General features: G+C 38.9%; 22 protein-coding genes. 6 read left to right on the top strand and 16 right to left on the bottom strand.

The genetic code is table 11. The features are described 5' to 3' along the window. Nucleotides 1-194: 194 nt before the first annotated feature. Genes ACTQ5J_RS00450 through galE form a run of 3 tightly spaced genes read right to left on the bottom strand, consistent with a single transcriptional unit; the run spans nt 195 to nt 3670 of the window. Nucleotides 195-1613, bottom strand: coding sequence for an LCP family glycopolymer transferase (locus ACTQ5J_RS00450; RefSeq protein ID WP_441749995.1), 1419 nt, complete (start codon nt 1611-1613; stop codon nt 195-197). 44 nt (nt 1614-1657) lie between these two features. Further along, nucleotides 1658-2629: an LCP family protein gene (locus tag ACTQ5J_RS00445; protein WP_441749994.1), complete on the bottom strand. Its 972-nt coding sequence runs from the start codon at nt 2627-2629 to the stop codon at nt 1658-1660. 21 nt (nt 2630-2650) lie between these two features. Beyond that, complete coding sequence (gene galE / locus ACTQ5J_RS00440) at nt 2651-3670, bottom strand: UDP-glucose 4-epimerase GalE (RefSeq protein ID WP_441749993.1); 1020 nt, start codon at nt 3668-3670, stop codon at nt 2651-2653. Between the two features lie 253 nt (nt 3671-3923). On the opposite strand from galE, the gene ACTQ5J_RS00435 reads away from it, so the two are divergent. Genes ACTQ5J_RS00435 through galU form a run of 5 tightly spaced genes read left to right on the top strand, consistent with a single transcriptional unit; the run spans nt 3924 to nt 8106 of the window. Continuing rightward, nucleotides 3924-4376, top strand: coding sequence for a flavodoxin (locus ACTQ5J_RS00435; RefSeq protein ID WP_441749992.1), 453 nt, complete (start codon nt 3924-3926; stop codon nt 4374-4376). A gap of 25 nt (nt 4377-4401) precedes the next feature. Continuing rightward, the gene (locus ACTQ5J_RS00430; protein WP_441749991.1) at nt 4402-5643 is read left to right on the top strand and encodes an aminopeptidase; all 1242 of its coding nucleotides are present in this window, start codon (nt 4402-4404) and stop codon (nt 5641-5643) included. Between the two features lie 34 nt (nt 5644-5677). Then, on the top strand, nt 5678-5956 hold the full coding sequence (locus ACTQ5J_RS00425; protein ID WP_441749990.1) for a hypothetical protein: 279 nt from the start codon (nt 5678-5680) through the stop codon (nt 5954-5956). A 37-nt stretch (nt 5957-5993) separates the two neighbouring features. Continuing rightward, entirely contained in the window at nt 5994-7118 is a 1125-nt protein-coding gene (locus ACTQ5J_RS00420; RefSeq protein ID WP_441749989.1) for a glycosyltransferase family 4 protein, read from the top strand. A 31-nt stretch (nt 7119-7149) separates the two neighbouring features. After that, nucleotides 7150-8106, top strand: a complete 957-nt coding sequence (gene galU, locus ACTQ5J_RS00415; RefSeq protein WP_441749988.1) for a UTP--glucose-1-phosphate uridylyltransferase GalU — start codon at nt 7150-7152, stop codon at nt 8104-8106. 218 nt (nt 8107-8324) lie between these two features. Here galU and ACTQ5J_RS00410 read toward each other — a convergent pair whose 3' ends face one another. The 13 genes from ACTQ5J_RS00410 to ACTQ5J_RS00350 all read right to left on the bottom strand — a co-directional run bounded on the left by ACTQ5J_RS00410 (nt 8325) and on the right by ACTQ5J_RS00350 (nt 22444). Beyond that, complete coding sequence (locus ACTQ5J_RS00410) at nt 8325-9251, bottom strand: dihydroorotate dehydrogenase (RefSeq protein WP_441749987.1); 927 nt, start codon at nt 9249-9251, stop codon at nt 8325-8327. A gap of 84 nt (nt 9252-9335) precedes the next feature. Further along, nucleotides 9336-10607, bottom strand: a complete 1272-nt coding sequence (locus ACTQ5J_RS00405) for a dihydroorotase (RefSeq protein ID WP_441749986.1) — start codon at nt 10605-10607, stop codon at nt 9336-9338. Continuing rightward, nucleotides 10582-11493, bottom strand: coding sequence for an aspartate carbamoyltransferase catalytic subunit (locus ACTQ5J_RS00400; protein ID WP_441749985.1), 912 nt, complete (start codon nt 11491-11493; stop codon nt 10582-10584). The genes ACTQ5J_RS00405 and ACTQ5J_RS00400 overlap by 26 nt, the downstream gene beginning before the upstream one ends. A 117-nt stretch (nt 11494-11610) precedes the next feature. Further along, nucleotides 11611-12117, bottom strand: a complete 507-nt coding sequence (pyrR, locus tag ACTQ5J_RS00395) for a bifunctional pyr operon transcriptional regulator/uracil phosphoribosyltransferase PyrR (protein ID WP_441749984.1) — start codon at nt 12115-12117, stop codon at nt 11611-11613. A 477-nt stretch (nt 12118-12594) separates the two neighbouring features. Beyond that, nucleotides 12595-13353 (bottom strand): type I methionyl aminopeptidase, encoded by a 759-nt coding sequence (gene map, locus ACTQ5J_RS00390; RefSeq protein ID WP_441749983.1) that lies wholly within the window; start codon nt 13351-13353, stop codon nt 12595-12597. A 32-nt stretch (nt 13354-13385) separates the two neighbouring features. Then, entirely contained in the window at nt 13386-14192 is an 807-nt protein-coding gene (locus ACTQ5J_RS00385) for an acyl-[acyl-carrier-protein] thioesterase (RefSeq protein ID WP_441749982.1), read from the bottom strand. 183 nt (nt 14193-14375) lie between these two features. Continuing rightward, on the bottom strand, nt 14376-14621 hold the full coding sequence (locus ACTQ5J_RS00380) for a GlsB/YeaQ/YmgE family stress response membrane protein (RefSeq protein WP_441749981.1): 246 nt from the start codon (nt 14619-14621) through the stop codon (nt 14376-14378). 119 nt (nt 14622-14740) lie between these two features. Beyond that, complete coding sequence (gene gorA / locus ACTQ5J_RS00375) at nt 14741-16087, bottom strand: glutathione-disulfide reductase (RefSeq protein ID WP_441749980.1); 1347 nt, start codon at nt 16085-16087, stop codon at nt 14741-14743. Between the two features lie 19 nt (nt 16088-16106). Continuing rightward, entirely contained in the window at nt 16107-16673 is a 567-nt protein-coding gene (locus ACTQ5J_RS00370; RefSeq protein ID WP_441749979.1) for a dihydrolipoamide dehydrogenase, read from the bottom strand. 141 nt (nt 16674-16814) lie between these two features. After that, nucleotides 16815-17966: a glycosyltransferase family 4 protein gene (locus ACTQ5J_RS00365; RefSeq protein ID WP_441749978.1), complete on the bottom strand. Its 1152-nt coding sequence runs from the start codon at nt 17964-17966 to the stop codon at nt 16815-16817. 151 nt (nt 17967-18117) lie between these two features. Then, nucleotides 18118-19461, bottom strand: a complete 1344-nt coding sequence (locus ACTQ5J_RS00360; RefSeq protein WP_441749977.1) for a DEAD/DEAH box helicase — start codon at nt 19459-19461, stop codon at nt 18118-18120. A gap of 52 nt (nt 19462-19513) precedes the next feature. After that, nucleotides 19514-20524, bottom strand: coding sequence for a Gfo/Idh/MocA family protein (locus tag ACTQ5J_RS00355; protein WP_441749976.1), 1011 nt, complete (start codon nt 20522-20524; stop codon nt 19514-19516). A gap of 213 nt (nt 20525-20737) precedes the next feature. Continuing rightward, nucleotides 20738-22444 carry a M3 family oligoendopeptidase gene (locus ACTQ5J_RS00350; protein ID WP_441749975.1) on the bottom strand — a complete coding sequence of 569 codons (1707 nt, stop codon included), beginning with the start codon at nt 22442-22444 and terminating at the stop codon, nt 20738-20740. Between the two features lie 225 nt (nt 22445-22669). Here ACTQ5J_RS00350 and ACTQ5J_RS00345 point away from each other — a divergent pair, with 225 nt between their 5' ends. Beyond that, a complete protein-coding gene (locus ACTQ5J_RS00345; protein WP_441749974.1) occupies nt 22670-22984 on the top strand; it encodes a hypothetical protein in 315 nt (104 codons plus the stop codon). The last annotated feature ends 26 nt before the right edge of the window (nt 22985-23010 follow it).

The raw sequence follows: 23010 nt of genomic DNA, 5'->3' as shown, positions 1-23010 counted from the left end.
TTCAAACACTTCTTGGCAATTCATCACTTGCATTGGCAAGCCGCAAGCTTTTTATTCTGTTAAATTATATCACAATTAGTGGTGTAAGCCACTTTCCCTTCAATTTTAAGTCAACTAATTAGACAAAATATCCACTCTCAGCACTCAAATCGAACTCGTGTGCTAAAAAGTGGATATAATAGACATTCAAATTATCACTCTGAAGTTGTTGGTGGGACAGAGTCTACCGGTGGTAGTAATGATTCTGGTGGCGGGGTTGGCGCCGGTGGTTCCACTGGTTCAGTCGGCTGTTGTGTTTCTGGCGGTTCGACTGGCGTAACCGGTTCTTCAGGTGGTGTGGGACCTTCAGGCTCAATTGGCGTAACCGGGGGTTCAGGTTCAGTTGGTTGAGTTGGCTCGCTTGGCGTCGTCGGTGTGGTTGGTGTTTGTGGCACGACTGGCGTACTTGGCGCAGGATAATGAGGAGCAGGATACGTTGGATTTGTTTGCTCATAGTAATTACTCTCTCTGATTGTCTGTAAAGAATTCTGGGAATCCTCAAGGTGCGCTAATTGTTCACTCGTTAAACCACTTGGGTATTGATTGACAATAATCGATGCGGTTTTAGCATAGTGACTACTCTCATCACTGATTGGATCGACTAAATCAGCCAAACTGATCGGCGCTAGCATTGAATGCTGGCGTATTTCATTAGCCGCCTTTACTCTTGCATTCAAAGGAATGTAAAAGTAGAATACTTCATCCAAGTACATATCCTCCATTGATTCAAAGGAAATAGAACTGATATTCTCTAAGGCTGGCATATAAGTTTGAGATATATCTAAAGCTGTCGTTAAATTCAAGTTTGTTTGAACGTTTTTAGTCACAACTTTTAGTATTTCTGGATAAGTAGTTAAAGTATCTACGGATAAAGCTTTATCAATCACTGCTTTAATCACAATCTTTTGACGATTTTGGCGGCCAATTTCGCCTTCAGGATCATCATAACGCATCCTTGCAAAGTTCATCGCTTTAAGACCATTGACTTCACGTTTCTCTCCTTCAACGAAGCCAGTCCCTCGATAATCAAAGGTTAATGGACTTGTGACTTCGATGCCACCAATTGCATCAATTAATTCAACAAGACCGTCCATATTAATAACAGCATAATAATCGATTGGAACATCTAAAAACTCTTGAACTGTATCAATCGTCAACTCTACTCCACCATACGCAAAGGCATGATTAATCTTATCAGGTCTGTCAACACCTTCGATTAAAGCCATCGCATCACGTGGGATGCTTAATAATTTGGTGCTTTTAGTCTGGGGGTTCAGTGACACAAGAATCATTGTATCGGATCGACTCACGTCACCGTCAGTTTCTGTTCGTTCGCTTGAACCGTCAGTACCAATCAGTAGAACATTAATCGGATCGCCTTCAGCGATATCTACTTTATCTTGTCGTATATTTTTTATCTGTACTTCTTGCGAGACGCTCTCGATGGTTTGGTTAATATCATTTAACACTTTTCCAGCAGCTGCAGCAGACACTAAAATTAATAGGATAAAGACATTGCGAAACAATTTCCAATAACTCAAGCGACCATTTTTATTTATAAAATATTTCTTCATAGTGTGCTTCACATCCTTGACCTAGCACAAACTGATCACACGGACTACTGTCCAATTACTTGATTTAACGCTTGTTGTGTTCGCTCTAATCGATGGTCATTCATTAACTCGTAGGGTTCTTTATCAGCTTGATAATCCCCACGTAAATTAATTATCGACCGTTTAACTAGGTGTTTTATATAATTATTTCTCACAAAATTTACAAGTGTCTCATAAGTCACGTCTGTGACTAGTAAGCCTTCTGCTTCAGTAAAATAGTGACTTAATTGCGGCAGGCGTCTTATTTCTGAAAACGTATCAAATAGAATGATACTGATTTGTTCTAACACTTGAACTTGGCGTTTGTTGTGTTCCCATTCCGATTCATCGGTTTGTGCTTGTAAATAAAGCATCACTTCACGACTACTCAAGTGAACGGTTTGCTTCGCTGAATATTCTTGGCCACCTAAGGTGATGGCTTCATTAATTTCTAAATTTAGTCCACCTAACTGATCGAGAAGTGGTCGTAACTCAGATAATTCAATCATCACAGTGTGATCAATTGAAATCTCTAAGAGCGATTCAACTTCTGATTTGATTGTCCTTAAACCTCCATTATTATAAGCGTGGCTTAGTGTAACATCTTGAGCATTATCTTTCAACAATCTTGATAGGTTGACTTGAACACTTTCTTTCGTGTATGGATTGATTGTAAGTGTCGTAATGACATTTGCTCGTTTTTCTTCAAGTCTTCCCGTATGACCGTAGTCGACACCAAGAATGAGAAAAGTCACCGTCTCATGTTGGTCAATCGGTGACTTTTCTATTGCCTGTGTTGTTTGTAAACTCGGATCTTCAATAGCTGTGCGGTAAGCTTGTCCTATCTCGTGATAAATTGTAAATAAATAGAAGAAAATTGCTACACCAATCATCATCAGAATAAATAAGGTAAGAATTCGTTTCGTTAAAAATCGTTTTGGTTTGTGTTGCTTAATAGTAGTAAGGGATGAATTTGAGTGTTTTTCTTCTTTTTTCACAGTCTAGTAACCTACCCTTTCCTATATAGCATCGTAGCCATTAGGGTTGTTTGACTGCCACTTCCAAGAATCTCGGCACATATCCACTAGATTACGTGAAGCCACCCATCCTAATGTTTCCTTGGCATGGCTTGCATCTGCATAGGCGATATCGTTATCTCCAGGACGACGGTCTGCAATTTCATATTTAATTTCAATCGCATTCGCTTCTTCAAAAGCTTTGACCAAATCGAGCACACTGTAGCCTATTCCTGTTCCTAAATTGAAGACGCCTACGCCTTTAGTCGTTTGATTATGTTCTAATGCTTTGATATGACCTAAAGCCAAATCCACTACATGAATATAGTCTCTTACGCCAGTTCCGTCGTGAGTATCATAATCCGCTCCGAAGACGCTTAATTTGTCGCGTTTTCCAATCGCAACTTGTGTCACGTAAGGCATCAAGTTATTAGGTATTCCTTGTGGATCTTCACCTATTCTACCGGACTCGTGTGCACCAATTGGGTTAAAGTAACGCAGTAGTGTAACAGACCATTCTGGATCTGAGACCGTTAAATCTTTTAATAGGTGCTCGATGACAACTTTCGTATAACCGTAAGGGTTATTGGAAGTGTCTGTCGGCATTTCTTCAACAAATGGTGCGATGTTATCTGTTCCATATACAGTTGCTGATGAACTGAAGACAATACTTTTCACATTCGCTGCGGTCATTTCTTCTAATAATGCTACTGTTCCTTCAACGTTATTATGATAATACATTAAGGGTTTCTCTACTGATTCGCCTACTGCTTTATAGCCAGCAAAATGAATCACAGATTCTATTGAGTTTTCAGCAAAAATTTGACGCATTGTTGAACGATCTAGAATGTCTGCTTCATAAAATTTAAACTCTTTGTTAGTAAGTTCTTTAATCCGCTCTAGTACTTCTGCTTTACTATTATAGAAGTTGTCCACAATAATAACTTCTTGATCTAAATTAAGTAATTCTACGACAGTATGACTACCAATGTAACCCGCGCCTCCAGTAACTAATATCGCCATGCTTATTCCCCCAAGTTAATTTTTTTGTTTTTAAAGATTCACGTTGTAGTATACCATAATTTAGAAACGATTTTAGCTCTAGATATATAAATGTCATATTTTGCAAAAAATTAAGAAATGACAGGCTTCTGAGAATAAAAGTGGATTCTAATGTAAGAGACGTTTTAATTTGTTATAATGGATAAGATTAAAGTGAAAAAATATGCTGTGAAATTCAACAAGGCATATGATTTTATTACAAAGGAGGAAAATTGTGGCAAATGCATTAATTATTTTTGCTAGTCTGACAGGTAATACTGAGGAAATGGCGGAAATTGTGGCAGCAGAACTTGAGGCTCACGATGTAGAAGTTGAGATCCTTGATGTCATGCAAGCCGATGTCGAAGAATTTCTTGATTACGATATTTGTTTAATTGGTAGCTATACTTACGGTGTCGACGGCGTCCTTCCCGATGAAATGATTGATTTCCACGAGGAATTAGGCGAACTTGATTTAACTGGGAAAGTCTTCGGTGTCTTTGGTTCCGGCGATGATTTTTACGAAGTATTCTGTGCGGCTATTGATTTCTTTGAAGATCAGTTTAAAACCACTGGTGCCACACAAGGTGGCGAGAGTGTTAAAATAAACTTAAATGCAGAAGAAGAGGACGTTGAACGTCTAAAAGCACTCGCTGCATCAATTGCTGAAAAAGCAGCAGAATTATAATTTTAAAAACAGAAAGAGGTATTTCATGACTTTAGAAAATTTTGATCAATTACTCCAAAAATATGCAGATGTGATTATCCATAAAGGTATCCAGGTTTCAAACGACGATTACTTACTAATCAATGCTGATATTGAACAAGCGCCCCTTGTACGTTTACTGGCTCAAACGGCTTACGCTGCGGGTGCTAAAAAAGTTAAAGTCACTTGGGCAGATGATATTATAACGCGTATTGGTTATGAAAATCAGTCAGTTGAAACGTTAACGGATATTCCTCAATACACAATTGATGAATCGAAAGATTGGATCGAAAAGCGTGCTAAACGTATTGCTTTACGTTCAAGTAATCCAAATGCTTTAAAAGGTGTGGATCCAAGTAAAATCAGTGCGTCTCAACGTGCAGTTTCTGAAGCACTTGTTGAACAAAGAATTGCCACTCAAGCCAATGTTGTGAGCTGGTTGGTTGTTGCTGGTGCTGGACAAGAATGGGCTAATTTAGTCTTCCCTGACTTAGCAACAAACGAAGAGAAATTAGACGCTCTATGGGATCAAATTTTCAAAACAACGCGTGTTTACGAAGCGGACCCAGTTAAAGCTTGGGACGAACACGAATCGAAATTAAACGAAAAAGCTAATTTCTTAAACGAGATTCAATTTGATAAATTACACTACACTGGACCTGGTACTGATTTAACGTTAGGTTTACCTGACAATCATATTTGGGAAAGTGCTGGCAGCTTAAACGAAAAAGGCGATGCATTTATCGCTAACATGCCAACTGAAGAAGTCTTTACGGCACCTGATTCTAATCGTGCTGAGGGTCATATTTCAAGTTCAAAACCTCTTAGCTATGGTGGGACGGTGATTGACGGTATGACATTCTACTTCGAGAACGGTCAAATTACAAAAGTTGAAGCTGAACAAGGTGAAGAAACACTACGCAAATTAGTTGAAGACAATGACGGTTCACGTTCGCTGGGTGAAGTTGCTTTAGTACCACATCAATCACCTATTTCTCAATCTGGTATTATTTTTTTTAATACATTGTTTGATGAAAATGCATCAAATCACTTAGCAATTGGTCAAGCGTATGCAACCTCTGTTCAAGGTGGGACAAAAATGAGCCAAGATGAGCTAAAAGAAGCTGGTCTAAATCGTTCAAACGTCCACGTTGACTTCATGGTTGGTAATGCCGAAATGAATATTGATGGAATCACTAAAGACGGCCAAGTTGTTCCAGTATTTAGAAATGGTGAGTGGGCATTCTAAATTCCCACTGACTTGTAAAAAAGGAGACTAGAGCATGTCGAACTCTAAAAATACCAACAATCTAGAACAAGAAATTTCCAAACAAATCCAACAAATCGATCGTCGATTAGATCGTAGTGGATGGTTTTACCTAGTAGGAGTGTTGGTCATCTTCTTCCTACTTGTCTATTTAACAGTCACAGTTTTTCGTATTCCAACTAGTGAAGAACAATCTACTGAACAGGCTTCTGTTGAATCCAGAATTGAAGATTTAGAATCACGAATTTTCGAATTAGAATCTTCACTTGAATTAACAAGTACACAGTCGCAGTAGCCATGGTATTAAAGTGCGTGCAAGGAGTAACTAGTTCGTGAAAATATTACATATTAATTCATACTTCCAGACATCTGGATTATTTAAACAATTATACGACCGTCAAGTAAAGACTGGTCATGATATAGACGTTTACGTCCCAATCTCTCATCAGTATCCTGAGGATCGCCTGGCGACAAGCGGTGACTATACGTTAGTGAGTCGTAATCATAATCAATTAGATCGTTGGTTATTCCATTATAAACATCGTAAGATTTTGAAAGATTTACTGAGACGTTATGATTTTTCACGCTTTGAATTAATGCATGCCCATTCCCTCTTTTCAAACGGTTGGCTTGCTTGGCAATTACATAAACGATTCGGTACCCCTTATGTGGTTGCCGTTCGTAATGCAGATGTTCGTACTTTTTTTGGACGGATGCCTTGGTTGCGAAAAATGGGCTTAGAGATTATGGAAAACGCGAGTCAAATTGTGTTCATTTCCAAAAACTCTTATAATGAAGTGTATCGTGACTATATTCCCAGTGCTTTGAAAGAGCGCTTGAAGAGCAAGACGAGTATTATTGCCAATGGAATTGATGATTTTTGGCACGATTCGCTTTATAAAGATAAAATTCCAACAATTCATCGTCCTTTAAAAATTATAACTACCGGTAAGGTGAATCGTGGTAAACGCTTTGTTCAGTTAGCTGATATGGTCGAGAAGTTAAATCGCATGATCGATACAGAATTACATATTGTGGGCCCCAACTGGGATGAAGCGATTATGGAACAGCTAAAGACTTACGAGAAAGTCATTTATCATGGTTCAAAAACAAAAGAAGAAATGCGCCAATTATATCGAGAAATGGATATTTTTGCCCTACTCTCTTATCCTGAAACCTTTGGTCTAGTCTATCCTGAAGCAATGAGTCAGGGCCTACCTGTCATTTATACTCAATCAGAAGGTTTTGATAGCTATTTTGAAAACTATCAAGTCGGAGTGAGTGTTGAAAAGACGGATGAAATTGGCTTTACTGAAGCAGTTGAATATATTATCAAACACTATCCTCAATTTGTTCACAACGCCCTCGCTGGTATTGAGAATTTCCGATGGGATGCTGTACATGATAAATATGAAATACTTTATCAAGTATTTGCTCGATTTTCTGGGAAAGAATAAAATTTTAAACTAAAAGGAGCTTGTATTGTAAATGGTTAAAGTTAGGAAAGCTGTTATACCCGCAGCAGGTTACGGGACAAGATTTTTACCAGCCACTAAAGCAATGGCTAAGGAAATGCTGCCGATTGTCGATAAACCAACTATTCAATTTATCGTCGAGGAGGCCATTGCTTCAGGTATTGAAGATATTCTGATTGTAACTGGCAAAAGCAAACGCCCGATTGAAGATCACTTCGACGCGAATATTGAACTTGAAGAACACTTGCGCAATCAGGGAAAAACGGAATTACTTGAACTAATCAAAGAAACAACAAACTTAAATCTATTTTTCGTTCGTCAATCTTATCCAAAAGGTTTAGGTGATGCTGTTCTTCAAGCAAAAGCTTTTGTTGGCAATGAGCCTTTTGTGGTCATGCTAGGTGATGATGTCATGAGTAGTGAAGTGCCTTTAACTAAGCAACTCATTGACGTTTATGACGATACCCATGCGTCAAACTTAGCTGTAATGGAAGTGCCTCATGAAGATACTTCCAAATACGGAATTGTTGATCCAGAACGTGAAATTCGTGACGGCGTCTATAATGTTAAGACGTTTGTGGAAAAACCAAAACCAGAAGATGCGCCAAGTAATTTAGCCATCATTGGTCGCTACTTATTGACTCCAGAAATTTTTGACATTTTAGAAAATCAAGAACCTGGCGCCGGTAACGAAGTTCAATTAACCGATGCCATCGACACACTAAATAAAACACAAAGAGTGTTCGCTACACGCTTTGACGGCAAGCGTTATGACATTGGAAACAAACTGGGCTTCCTAGAAATGAGCGTTGAGTACGGCTTGAAGCATCCACAAATCGGTGATGAGTTACGCGACTACATCATTGATTTAGGCATGAAACTTGAAAAAGAAGATGCTGCCAATGTCACTCAAACGCCACAAGATAAGACGCCTACTGAAAAAGTTGAGATAGAAGTAGAAAAGAAATAATTTTTCAAAGGCAAAATAAGACTGACCGCATGCTTGAATCAAAGCACGCGGTCAGTCTTTTTGCTTGTTGTTATCAGCACAAATTTTAAAGGTGCTAGTGACGCCCAGCTGCGTTTTTACTACTCGCCGTGACGACCAGTTGCGTTTTTGCTAGTCGCCGCAACGACCAGGTTCCTAATCCTATAGCAGCAAATTTTAGTTAATATTGGGTGCAAGGCTTACTTGTTTTTGATTAATTGTTTGACTTCTTCGTTAAAGTCACGAATGGATGCAATACCTAATTCATCCATCCTTTGTGGAAGAGCATTAATTAGTTCTGGGCAAATCATTGGATTCGCATAGTTTGCTGAACCTATTTGAACGGCTGTAGCTCCAGCTAATAACATCTCAAGCACATCATCCACCGTTTCGATCCCACCAATTCCAATAATTGGAATCGTGACTGCCTCGGCTACTTGTCGAACCATTCGAAGTGCAATGTGTTTTAAACTTGAGCCTGACAATCCACCAGTTACCCCTCCCAGAACAGCCTGACGACTTTCCAGATTGAAGGCCATTCCCGTTAATGTGTTAATCATAGAAATTGCATCCGCTCCAGCTTCTTCAACTGCTGTCGCAATTGCCACTATATCCGTGACATTCGGTGTTAATTTGACATAGATCGGTAAACCTGTTGCTTGTTTACAAAGGCGTGTTAAACGTGCGGCCACTTCAGGATTTGTTCCGAAAGCCACGCCCCCTTCTTTTACGTTTGGACATGAAATATTCAACTCAATCGCTTTTACGTTAGGCGCTGTTGAAATGCGCTGGCACATTTCGACATAATCTTCTTCGCTTGCTCCTGCAACACTGGCAATAATCGGCACATCATATTTTGCTAAGAATGGTAATTTCTCGCTCAATACTGTGGCTACTCCAGGATTTTTCAAACCGACTGAATTAAGAATTCGATGACCTGAGTGATGATACTGTGGCTGAGGATTGCCTAGTCGTTCTTCAACTGTTGTACTCTTGATAATTAAAGCACCTAATAATCCTAAATTATAATGTGTCGCAAAGTGTTCTCCGAAACCAAAGCACCCTGAAGCAGGCATGATTGGATTTTTTAATTCGATTCCTGGTAGAGATACGGCTAATTTTGTCATTTAATTCGTCTCCTTTGGATGATGTCATGTATGAATGAGTTATGTGGTTTTAAAATGCGTTTAATTTAATTGTTGCGAATGCCCTTACTTAACGTCCGCTTGCCAAACAATCTCTCCTTTCACAATAGTCAGTGAACACATGCCGTAAACGCGATGTCCATTAAAGGGAGTATTGCTTGATTTTGATAAGTAGTCACCCGGATCAATTGTATACTCGCTGTCTAAATCAAAGACAGCTAAGTCTGCGGTGGCTCCTACTGCCAATTGTGCAACAGGTAAATTAAAGAGTTCTGCTGGCTTTTGACCCATGCGGTTCAATAGGAATTCCAAACTCATGCGACCTGTTTTAACAAAATGAGTATACATTAAAGCAAAAGATGTTTCGATTCCTACAATACCAAAAGGTGACTGTTTAAAGCCGTTGCTTTTTTCTTCGTTTGTATGTGGCGCATGGTCGGTAGCGATAAAGTCTAAGGTACCATCTAACAAAGCTTCAATTAAGGCCTCACGGTCTTTGGCACTCCTAAGAGGCGGATTCATTTTATAGGTCGCATCATCTTCCAGGATATCGAGTTCACTTAAAATCAAGTGATGCGGCGTTACTTCGCCAGTCACTCGAACCCCACGTTTTTTCCCTTCTCGAATAGATGCAACAGATTGTTCTGCTGACACATGGCAGACATGGTAATGACAACCCGTTGCTTCTGCAATATGAATATCTCTGGCAATCTGACTACTTTCAACGATGCTCAAGATGCCGGGTAAACCGAGCTCTTGATTACGCAGACCTTCATGCATCACACCACCATATAACAAACTATTGTCTTCCGTATGAGCCACAATTGGTTTATCTAAGCTTGCTGCCAACTTCATTGCTTGGTACATGACTCCTGCTGTTTGGACCCCTACACCATCGTTTGTATAGGCAAAAGCATTGATTCCAGCCATATCCACTAATTCATCACTTTTGAGCCCTGTGGTAATTGGTGCATACTGTAAGACTTTGACGACTGCGTCACGCTCAATTATATCTTGAATCTCATTAAACTTTTCAACTGTATCTGGAACGGGGTTCGTATTCGGCATAGCTGCCACAGTAGTGAAACCTCCGCGTGCCGCTGCTTTTGATCCAGACAGAATTGTTTCTTTTTCTGTAAAACCAGGCTCACGAAAATGTACATGTATATCAGTTAAACCACTCGTAATTAATTGTCCATTTAAATCAATCGTTCGATCAAATGTACCTTCTAATGCTTGCCCGATTTTAATAATTTTTCCGTCTTCGATAAGAACATCCGTTGATTCCAACTGGTTTTCTCCAACTAAGCGTTTACCATTCTTCAGTATTAAGTTCATCATATCTCCCTTTCAAAACCCATTCTAAGATTGCCATTCTTGCAAAAACACCATTCTTCATTTGAGTCACTATTCGACTTTTTTCGCATTCAACCAACTCGTCCGCTAATTCCACATCGCGGTTGACCGGTGCTGGATGCATTATAATCGCATCATCTTTCATTGTTAAAAACCGTTCACGGGTTAAGCCAAAACGACGATGATAATCTTCTTTCGAAAAGACGAGTTTATCGTCTCCGTGTCTTTCCAATTGCACCCGCAACATCATCACAACATCCGATTGTTTAACAGCATCATCTACACTCATTAACGTTCCGTACTGCTCAAAGCTACGGTCAAAATAATCCGAAGGTCCGGCAAAAGTAATTTCAGCACCAAGCTTATTTAACATCATCATATTACTCATAGCGACACGTGAATGGCGGATGTCTCCTATTATGGCAACTTTTAAGCCAGTGAAGCGACGAAACTCTTCGTAAATTGTCATGATATCTAATAATGATTGAGAAGGATGTTGACCGCTCCCACTTCCGGCATTGACGATTTGAATATTTAAGTTCATCAGTTGGTTCATATAATCTCTATCAGGGTGACGTATGACAGCGACATCGACACCAATCGCCTGCATGGTTAGGACCGAATCGTAAAGCGTTTCTCCCTTTTTCACTGAAGAACTGCCCAGATCAAAATTCACTTGATGCATGCCTATTTTATGTTCCGCCATCTCAAAGCTATGCTTAGTTCGTGTACTGTCTTCGAAAAACATATTGACGATGGAACGATCACTTCGAAAACTGTCTCGACCTTTTTTAAAATCCAATGCCCTTTTAACTAGCATCATAAATTGTTCGTTAGTAAATTGTTCGACTGATAAAAAATGTCTCATACGATCCTCCTAAAAATAAAATACGCTCAATCCAGAGACTGAGCGCACCTAAAGAAGGTGTTTTCGCTTTCGGTCTCTCGGATCCAATTAAAGTGAAATCACAAATGATTATGGTTATTAGTGTATTAATACTTGATCTTCGCTATCTACTTCCATCACGTGAACAGTGATACGTTCACTTTTGGCTGTTGGAATATTCTTACCTATATAATCCGGACGAATCGGTAATTCTCTATGTCCACGATCTACTAAAATTGCGAGTGAAATTTCAGCTGGTCTGCCTCGGTCAATACATGCATCCATTGCTGCTCTTATCGAACGACCTGTATACAAAACATCATCTACTAAGATTATTTTTTTACCTGAAAAATCAGTCGCACCTTCAGGGGCTTGATAATTTAGTTTCACATCATCACGGTAAGCACGAATATCTAAACTTTCTACTGCCACTGGTCCTTCTAGTTGAGTTAATTTTTCAGCCAATCGGTTTGCAAGGGGCACGCCACGTGTTTCAATACCAACGAGTATTATGTTATCTACGCCATGATTACGTTCAATAATTTCATAAGCTAATCGAGTCAGTGCACGGTTCATTTCCATTTCATTCATTACCACTTTTACCATCGTAAACCCTCCTTAGTGTACAAAAAAAGACCTCTCCCTTTACTTGTTCGCAAAAGAAGAGGTCCTCAAAAACAGACCAAAGCTATGCCTTCTTCGCCTCTCTGGACGCAAGTTAAAGGTTTCTTATTACCGTAATTATATCTTACTTTTAATTTAAAGCAATCATTTATTTTTATAAACTTTCACTAATTATATCTCGTTCGTGTATTTGTAGAGTATCAAACAGGCATTTTTCTCTTTAGACTGTTTGATAAACTATTTTTAACGTAGAGGCTCTCTTAGCATCGTCACGTAATGTGCCAACGACACCCTTCATGATGCTTTGAGTGTAAATGTATCTCTCGTTTACTTTAGCAACTCAAGCCCTCTCCTCTATACATTCCTCTTCTTTTGGAAGCCTCCCAATTCAACACAAGCACTGAAAAATCATCAGCTAGTGAGTCGTCTTTTGGTGCCTATTGGAAAAAGAATGTTTTCCTATGCTAAATCAGCTTGGTTTGTTAACAAGAGTGGGCCATCTTTAGTAATCGCTAAAGTATGTTCATATTGTGCACAGAAACTACCATCACGTGTTCTGGCTGTCCAAGCATTGCTGTCCATATTCATTTGCCAAGTTCCGGTTGTAATCATTGGCTCAATAGTAATTGTCATCCCTTCCTTCAAGCGCAAACCTTTACCTGCTTTTCCATAATGCGGAACTGCGGGCTCTTCATGGATGGTTGGGCCTAAGCCATGACCAATAAAATCACGGACAACGCCATAACCTTTAGCCTCAGCAAACGTTTGAATCGCATGACCAATGTCACCAATACGGTTACCAATCACCGCTTGTTCGATTCCACGCATCATCGCTTCATGAGTATCTTCCATTAATTGTTGATGCTCAGCTGATAATTCGCCAACAGCATAAGACCAGCAGCTATCTGATAAACCACCATTTAAGTCGATACAGAAATCAACCTTAACTAAGTCGCCAGATTTTAAGACGCGTTCTGAAGGGAAGCCATGACAAATTTCATCATTCACACTTATACATGTCGCAAATTCATAACCGTTATAACCGATTTGCGCTGCAACTGCACCAGCTGATTCAATTTTATCTTGAACAAATTTATCAATCGCTAATGTTGTAATCCCTGGTTTAATAAAGTCACGCAATTGAATATGAATGCTTGCTAACAACTTACCAGATTCATGCATCGTTTCGATTTCTCTAGCGGATTTTAATGTAATCATATATTTACTCCTCATTCTCCTTAAAAAATTCATTAATCTTGCCAAGTTATGCGTATATAACACGCATCCTTTTGTTTAATTTTGTTTTTAATTGTTTGGTAGGTCTGAAACACACTGCCCCCGCCTAATCCTTCCTTAATTATAGACGCATCTGGTAAATAAGCAACTACCTCTGCCGCCTCATCATAACGAAGTTCACTCCCATATTTAACTTCAATCTTCTTCACTTTGAATTGAGTAAAGTAACTTTCAGGTAACATCTCATATGCCCAACGAATATACACTTCATTGTTCACATGTTGGTTATAATCAATATCTCTCGCGACAATTTCGCGATCCTGTTGACTAACAGATGAATCCCCTTGTGGCACTCTCAATTGTTCAAATGCATAATCGATACTTCCATCAACCGCATCAACATTTTCTAAACTATCGACAGACACACGGGCCATTTTACGCGTCTCAAGATTGATGATGGCATACTGACTGACAACGGTCAATAATACCTCATTGGCCACTCGCATTTCGAAATGACGTTTAACGAAAAAGCGATTCACCTCAATCACTCGAGTCGTTACATTCAAGCGTTCATTCAATACTGGCCAACGTTGAATATCCACACTAGATTGTGTAATCACCCATGATTCATTGTCCTTCAACAAAGGTTCATCCAAAAAGGTGCTGATTAGTTGGTCATGTTGCCCGGCTGTTTCTAAAGCAATTGACAACAAACGTGTCACATCAATTTGTTTGCCTAACTTATCCAGAAAATACGCTTCATTCACATAATAATTCGTTGTAAAAGACTTTAAGCTCTTGTCTTCTTTAATATTGGACATCTAAACAATCCCCTTCCTAAATACACCTATATAATTATATCGAACTTCAGCCCAAGATGAAAGAAAGGGACCAGTTTTCGCAAATAAATCCTAACCTTTGACCCAATAGGACTATAAGCTATATAAAAAACCTACCCAATCCGCTGGATTAGGTAGGCAGTAAAAACTAACATTATTTAGCTGTTAAGATCTTTGTTTTAAGACAAATGATACAACAAAAATTAAAATAACCGCTCCTAGAAGTGATGGAATAATAGCAAAATCAGCAACTACCGGTCCCATGGTAGGAAAAATCATATTCCCAATCCAAGAGCCTAAGAAACCAGCAATAATATTACCAATAACTCCGCCTGGGATATCTCTTCCCATAACCATACCTGCTAACCAGCCGATAACACCACCAACAATTAGTGACCATAACCAACCCATTTTCTTCACCTCTCAAAAAATATTTTTATTTCAAGACACTAGTTCCTGTCCTGTTAAGTATATTATATCTAAACTTTGCCTAAATGACTAACAATATACCTTGAGAAGTCAGATATTACTTATCGCATTGTCACAAATTCCTCAGAACCAGTCGGATGAATCGCGACCACTGAATCAAATTGTTCTTTTGTCGCACGCATTTTCATTGCGACACCGAAGCCTTGAATCATTTCGTCGACGCCTTCACCAATCCCATGTAAACCAATGACGGTTTCTTCAGGTCCTTGGCAAATCAATTTAAAATAACAAGGTTCTCTATGCCAAGAAGCAGAGGCATACATTGAGAAGAATTTATTGCGGTAAATTTTAATATCGTCTTCTCCAAATTTTTCTATTGCTTCTTCTTCCGAGTAACCGATTGTACCAATCGCAGGATGACTAAAAACAACGGTTGGAACATTCGTGTAGTCTATCTCGGAGGTTTTAGCATTGTTAAATAAAAACTCTGAAATTTGACGCCCCGCACGAATAGCAACTGGAGTTAAATCAATTTTACCAATCACATCACCAATCGCATAAATGTTTGGTGTATTCGTTTGATGACGATCGTTCACTAGAATAAAGCCATCTTCGTCTGTTGCGACATCCACCGTTTCTAAACCAATATTTTCAGTATTTGCCTGACGACCGACCGCCATGATGACGCGCTCAACGACTAATAATTTTTCACCATTTTGATAACAGGATATTTTTCCATCTTCTTCACGATACTCATCAAAATTTGTATGTTTCATAAGCGTTGGTCCGTTTTGTTCCATCGCTTCCATCAAAGCATCTGCTAACATCGAATCAAATTTACGTAAAGGACGGTTGTGACGAACCACTAAATGAGTGTCCACACCTAAGCCATCTAGAACCCCTGCTAATTCAACAGCAATATAACCTGCTCCAACGACGGCCACTGATTCTGGTAAAGTTGTCCAATTAAAGAAAGCATCTGAGTCATCCGTCAATTCAATCCCCTTAACATCCGGCATTTTAGGACGGCCGCCTGTCGCAAGTATTATATGTTCTGCATAAATAATTTCACCATTGACTTCAATTTCGTGATCACTTACTAAACGAGCATGGCCTTCAAAGAGCTCGATATGATTCTTTTCAAAACGACTAGTATAGCCGCTTCGCGAACGTTCTACATAACCATCACGCGCTTTTAGAAATTCCGCATAATCAAAGCTTGTCTTTTCAGTTTTAAAGCCATACCCTGGTCCATAATGTTGAATCGCGGCATTCACTCTGGAAGCGTACCAGGAAATTTTTTTAGGGACACATCCTCGATTGACACATGTTCCACCTAGGTGATCTTCTTCGATAACTGCCACCTTGGCACCATATTCGGCTGCACGGTTAGCTGCAGCAATCCCACCACTACCGCCACCAATTGTTACTAAATCAAATTTCTTCATTCAGTCTCCTACTTTCTTCTTACTTCTTTTTTTCTAACCAGACACAAGCCATTGTTTGGCTAGCTGGTATAACGGCCATCGTTCGACCATGATTATCATACGCTCGGTAAAACAATTGCCCTTTATCATTGTAACCAAACGCATACACTAGCAACCAATGGTTACCATATTTACTACCGAATAAGCGTGTGGTCCCCACAATCACTGGCAAGGGATTGCTTTTGGACAATTCACGTACGACGATTGGATTACTCACTAAATGATAGCGGGCTTCATAACTACCATCATCAGCTAGTAATTCATTGAGTCCATCTTTTAAATCCCATGCAAATGTTCCTCGATAGGTTTGTCGGTCTTCAATTTTCGGTCTTAGTCCAGCCAACAGTTGCTGCATATCTAATTCATAGTCACGCTCTGCTTTAATCGTATAATGTATTAAAGCAGCACTCACATACGTTCCACACATACCAGGCTTAAGCCGGTTCACAAAAGAACGATACATCGTAAAGTGAATGGACGATAAGCCTGTCCATTTTTTGGGGTATTCTTTAAAATTATAATCATTTTGCCATTTTATTTTTTTCATCGTTCAACCTACTTTATGAGTCTATTGACTTTAGACTTTAGTTTACTACAAATATAGCTGTTTAAGAACCTATCTGCCTAGAGACGAAATCCTCCACATGCCAACTAGGCTGAGGAGGACTATTCTATCCAAAAGAAGGACTCAGTAATAGGCGCTTTTCCTTTGAAGTGACTGTTCAGATTGACAACTAGCGATCGTTTCCTGATAAAAGTCGACTAAACTGCGAGTCGCAGCTGGCCATGAATACTTCTGGGCTTCATGACGTGCTCGTAAACTGACTTGCTTCATTAATAATGGCTGATCCAGTTGCTTCAAAGCCTCCATTAAACTCGCTTCATTATTCGGTTCAAAGATAAACCCCGTTTCATTCGGGACAACTTGTTCCAAAGTCGGGCCATTTTTAGCGGCAAACACTGGCAAGCCAGATGCCATAGCTTCTGAAATAGCTAAACCAAAGGTTTCTGAAACTGACGGAAAAATAAAGCCATCGGCTGTCGCAAATGCTCTGGACAAGTCATCACCATGAAGAAAGCCTAGAAAGGTTGTTTTGGTCCCTGCAAATACTTCTTCCAAATGATTTCTTTCGGGTCCATCACCTACAATGGCAAGACAAATATCTTCTCGGTGATTAAAGATTGGACGCAATTGATCTAACTCTTTTTCTTGTGCAAGTCTTCCAACATACACCAATAAATGTTGCTTTTCTTGATTAAAGGTTAAGTGGTCATATAAGTCTTGATCAAAGTAGTCTGGATGACGTGCCTCCAAATCAATGCCACGTGGTAAGACGCCTAAGGTTGGAATCGCTTGTTCCATTAATTCTTCTTTTAACGTCTGAGAAACAGTTATATTAATATCTGCCATTTTGTGCCAATGTCCTATATATTCCCATAGCATCGGTTTTAAAAGAGGCATATGGTAATGATCCAGGTAATCTGGCATATGAGTATGATAGGACGTCAACAAAGGGATATTTAATTTTTTTGCGTAATAGACGGCTGACGTCACCATTAAAAATGGATTGACTGCATGCACCACATCGGGATTAAACGCTAGCATAATTTTTTTGATCTTCCTTGAAGGCAAGCCCCAAGGTCGAGAGCCGTATAAGGGGAAAGTAATGGTCTCCATCCCGACTACCGGTACGCCATGAAAATCGCTTAATCCAAGGTCTGGGGACACAATCATCAACTCATGCCCTAATTTTTTCAACTCAATAATCATGTTTGCAAGTCGAGTACAAATGCCGTCAGTTGCTGGGACAAACGTTTCGGTTACGATCATAATACGCATAATGACACTCCTTTATCAAAAGACACTTCATTTCTACCTGTTACAATTCTGGTGATGTTTAGGTGTGATAGGATAAGTTTAGCGAGCTAACATTGATTTACTGCGTAATTATTGTAAAGACTGTGTAAATTCATACATTAAATCTACAGACTTATTTAGGGTTACGACGCTTCCCTTTGTTTTTAGTATCGCGTTTGCGGTTTTTCTTTCTTGTCGCTTGTTTAACTTGTGGTGCAGCTTTCGTATGGTACGCTGCTTTTGTCGCTTGAGTATTTTTTTTATCACGAACGACTTCCTTTGTCGAATGTTCTTCATGGTCTTTATCGTCTTCGTCGTCATCGCTCATTTCGAGATCATCAAGCGCGAGTTTATTTCTTTGCGCCGCATCTACAAACTGTGCTGCAAAGACAAAACGTTCAGTTAACTCAACTTCCTTATCTGATAATAATTCTTCCAAGTCACGTAATTCTTGCTCGTTTACTAAAGAAATCACTTGACCATATTCCCCCATCCGACCTGTACGGCCAGAACGGTGAAAATATGAATTCTCATCATAGACACGGTTAAAGTGAATCACAAACGGTACGTTTGCAATATCAATTCCTCGGCTTGCAACATCTGTCGTTAATAAGAACGTTGATTTTCTTTGAGCAAAATCTTCTAGTGCTTTTTGACGTTCCATTTTATTTAATTTACCATGCAGTAAACCAACTTTAATGCCATCGTGCAATAATCGACTCGCTACTGATTCAAGCTCATTCACTTGTTCAAAGAAAACTAAAGCGTGCATCCCATCCACTTGCGCTAAACGCTTCAGTTGAGCTAGTTTTTGTCGGTTATTGGTAATTAAATAATGATGATCGATATCTAGGGATTGATTACTAGTATCGGTTTGAATTAAATGAATCGTTTGTTCACTCGCTTCAATCATCTGACGAATGTCATCACTTAAAGTCGCACTAAACCAAACATAATTCGTATCTCTCATCAATTTTGCTTGTAATTCTAAAGCTGCTTTTCGGTTATCTTCGTGCCAAATATAGTCTGCCTCATCAAATACAACCGTATTAACTTTGTGTAATTTAAGTTTACTAGATTTAGAAGAAATTTCTAGTAATCGGCCTGGCGTAGCAATAATAATTTCTGGTTTGTCTTTGAGTGCCTCTTGTTGACGTTTAAAGTTTGCGCCACCTAGAATAATCTGAGCGTTAATTCCTAAGGGGTTCGCCCACTCCTGAGCTACCGTTCCAATTTGTTTCGCTAATTCTTGAGACGGAGCAATAACTAGTGCTTGTAACTCTTTATTCGCCTCTAGTTTAGTAAGGATTGGCAATAAGTATGCCAATGTTTTACCAGTCCCAGTCGGTGATATCGCAACAAATGACTCTCCTTTTACTAATGGGTCAAATGTTTTCTCTTGAATCACCGTGGCGGATTCAAAGTTTTTATCCTGCCACAATTTTTGCAGTGGCAAAGCAAGTGTCTCTTTAATCACTTGAAAATTCCTTTCTTTCTGTTTATAAACCTCATCAAATGTCACAGAGGTATTAAATCAGATTGGCTGATTTTCTGAGCATTTCCATGACTTGTGCCACTTGTAAACTCAGTTGTTTCCAGCTCTCATATTTTATTTTCTGATGCATGTCGTCTTTTTTATTAATGACTTCAGCAAAGTTTAACATTTCATCGTACATTGGATTGGCTGGTTGGTAATCGATAATCTGCACTTCATCACCAGCACGGCTTACAAGTTGGATATCATTCATACGTGTAATATCTTTAATAACAACCGTCTCATCGTCTAAGTAGATCTCACTAGGCATCACAGAGTGAACACCCTTCGAGACAAAAATTGAAACTAAATGATTATCATAGCTTAGAATAATCGTGCCAAATAAATCCACATGATTCTCGCCAGTAATTGTATGGTAGCGAACGCTCTCGGGTAAACCAAACAGATCCATCGCCACATATAGAGGATAAACCCCCATGTCCATAATTGAGCCACCGGCAAAAGTCGGATTAAATATATTCGGAACAGTTTGATCATGTTCAACCGCATCTAGGAAAGCCATATAACGGGAAGAATATTGACCAATATTGAAATTTGCCCCTAAAAATGGTTGCTCCATTTCATTACGTTTATTCATCACTAATTGTCTAAAGCGTTTATAGTTACGGTTTTGATAATGCAAAGCAGCTTCAAATACTAGCACACCATGCTCTTGAGCCAATTTATGAGCCTCATGCCACTGACTAACAGAAGCAAACATTGGCTTTTCAACAATAATATGTTTGCCGGCTTTAATAGCTTGGACTGCTTGTTCGAAATGCATACTATTTGGACTCGCAATATAAACGACATCAATTTCTGGATCATAAAGTAAATTATAAATTGAATCAGTATAATAATCCGCTTTAACTTTCGAAGCGAATTGCTTCCCTTTCGCTGCATCCCGTGAGTAAATGCCTTTAATATGGAACTGCTGAGTTAAACGGGCGCCGTCAATTAGTTGCTCCGTAATCCAAGATGTTCCGATGGTTCCTAAATTTAACATACTATTACCCCCTCTTAAATAAATAGCTGAGTTCGATCAGTCATCCTTATAGTGTCTCGTTTAGTCAATCCATTTTCGAACCACAAGGCTCGTTAACTTTTGGAATAACTAGTCTCATAGTCTAAGTAATCCTATTCAGATATAAACCAGTTCACTATCAGAAAGAGACATCAATGAATGTGCTGCATTTTCTGATAGTGAGTGTTAGCTGGCTTATTTAGTTTGTAAATCGGCGTCTGATACGCTATCCAAGTAATCACGAATTGAAGCAATCACTGCTTCTAAGTTCCCTTTTTCAAAAGGAGATTTCAAGTGGGCAGTCTCAACAATCTCTAAGAATGACTGAGTTCCCCCCAATTGACAAATTTCTAAGTAATCTTGCCAAGCGGTGTCATCATGATCAACTTGCGTTCTCTTCCAGAATTGGAAGGCACACACTTGCGCCAAAGTATAGTCAATATAGTAGAAAGGTGAGCCAAAGATATGGCCTTGACGTAGCCAAAATCCACCATTTTCAAAATAGTCATCCCCGTCGTAATCTTTCCAAGGATTATATTGCTTCTCTAATTCGCGCCAAGTTTGACGACGTTCAACAGGTGTCATATTTGGATTTTCATAAACTTCATGCTGGAAATGGTCCACTAATACCCCGTATGGTAAAAATGTTACGCTACTTGCTAAGTGGCTGTATTTGTATTTAGGTGTTTGATCACCAAAGAATAATTCCATCCATGGCCATGCGATAAATTCCATACTCATTGAGTGGATTTCACAGCTTTCGTAAGTTGGCCAGATCACTTCTGGTGTTTCAACCCAACGTGATTGGTAAACTTGGAAAGCATGCCCGGCTTCGTGTGTTAAGACATCAACGTCGCCAGAAGTTCCATTAAAGTTTGAGAAAATATAAGGTGCTTTGTAGTCTGGGATATACGTACAATAGCCCCCACCAGATTTCCCTGGTTTTGTCACCAAGTCTAACAGATTTTTTTCGACCATGAAATCAATAAACTCACCGGTTTCTGTTGATAATTCATGATACATCTTCACACCCGCTTGTAAAATTTCTTCTGGTGTACCAATTGGTGTTGCATTACCGTCTTCATACTCTAAAGGCAAGTCATAATGTTTCATATCTGAGATGCCAATTCGATTCGCTTGACGTTTGAAAATATCATTCGCTAAAGGCACTACATAATTCAGTACTTCTTCACGGTATACTTCAACATCTTTGCGATCGTAATCTAAACGGTTCATGCGTAAGTAACCTACTTCAACGAAATCTTTAAAGCCTAGATCTAAAGCGATTTGATGACGTGTCTTCACTAAATCATCATAAATGCGATCTAAGGTTTCAAGATTTTCACTCATGTAGTTAGATATTAAAGTCGTCACTGTTTTTCTTTCTTCGCGATCAGTTGATTGTTGGAAAGCAGCTAAGCCAGCCAAGTTGTAAACTTCGCCTTTGTAATCGATTTGAGCTGAAGCAAGTAATTTACTATATTCTGTCGATAATTTATTTTCAGTTTGTAATAAAGGAATAATTTTAGCATCAAATACTTTTAAACTGTTTTCTGCCATTTTAATGAAAGGTTCAGAAAGGTGTTCACTCAGTTGAACTTTAAAATCTGAAGCAAGTACAGCTTTATAATAATCGTTTTGCCAGTCTTCGATAACCGGCGTATTTTCATCCCAGAAAGCCATTTCTTCTTCATAAAAAGCATCACGTGTATCGATTGAATTTCGAATCGAAGCGATGTTGCCTTGAGTTTCTAAACTTTTTTGAATTGTTTGGATAGCCTTGACAGCTTCAAGTGCTGCTTTTGCAGTAGTGGCTTCTTTAAGTGCCTCAATATTTAGAAGAAATCCATTCTTTACTTCTTCTAAATTAGGTCTTTGATAGTCAAATTCGCTGAATTTCATTTATTACACAACCTTTTCTTAAATTCTATACTCTTACCTAAACATCCTAAGACTAAGTCCTTAATCGATACAAACAAGGTGTCTAATGACGGTTGCAGTAAATTATAATAGGATGTTCACACACTTTAGTATAGCATAAGGTGACGTCATTAAGCACTTTCGAAAGCGTGATTTGACAAATAATGTATAATAGAAGTAAGTGATTATATTAAGAGGGGGATGACCATGGAGACGACGCACGAACGTTTTCAAGGACACATAATACAACAGAAAATTATTCAAGCAGACAACCCAACAATGGTACTCATTAAACTTCGCCTAGATGATGAAAGTGAAATGGTTGCGATTCTCGCCAGACACGCTTTGACCTTTATGCTTGAGGTACAGGTTGGCGATTTGCTTTCGATTTACGGTCATTACAATCATCGTAAACAGTTTATTATTGAAAAATACTTACTTAAGCAAAAAATAAATTTAGACCATACTGATGCAAAAGGTCATCTACATTACCCTAAACAAAAACGTTATTCAAAAAATTAATCCAATTAATCACCCATAATTCAAGT

Origin of the sequence: Fundicoccus sp. Sow4_F4 (assembly GCF_052116145.1) — a bacterium.
GTDB lineage: Bacteria > Bacillota > Bacilli > Lactobacillales > Aerococcaceae > Fundicoccus.
Note: the sequence above shows the minus strand (reverse complement) of the source record. Positions and strands in the feature narration are given on the sequence as shown.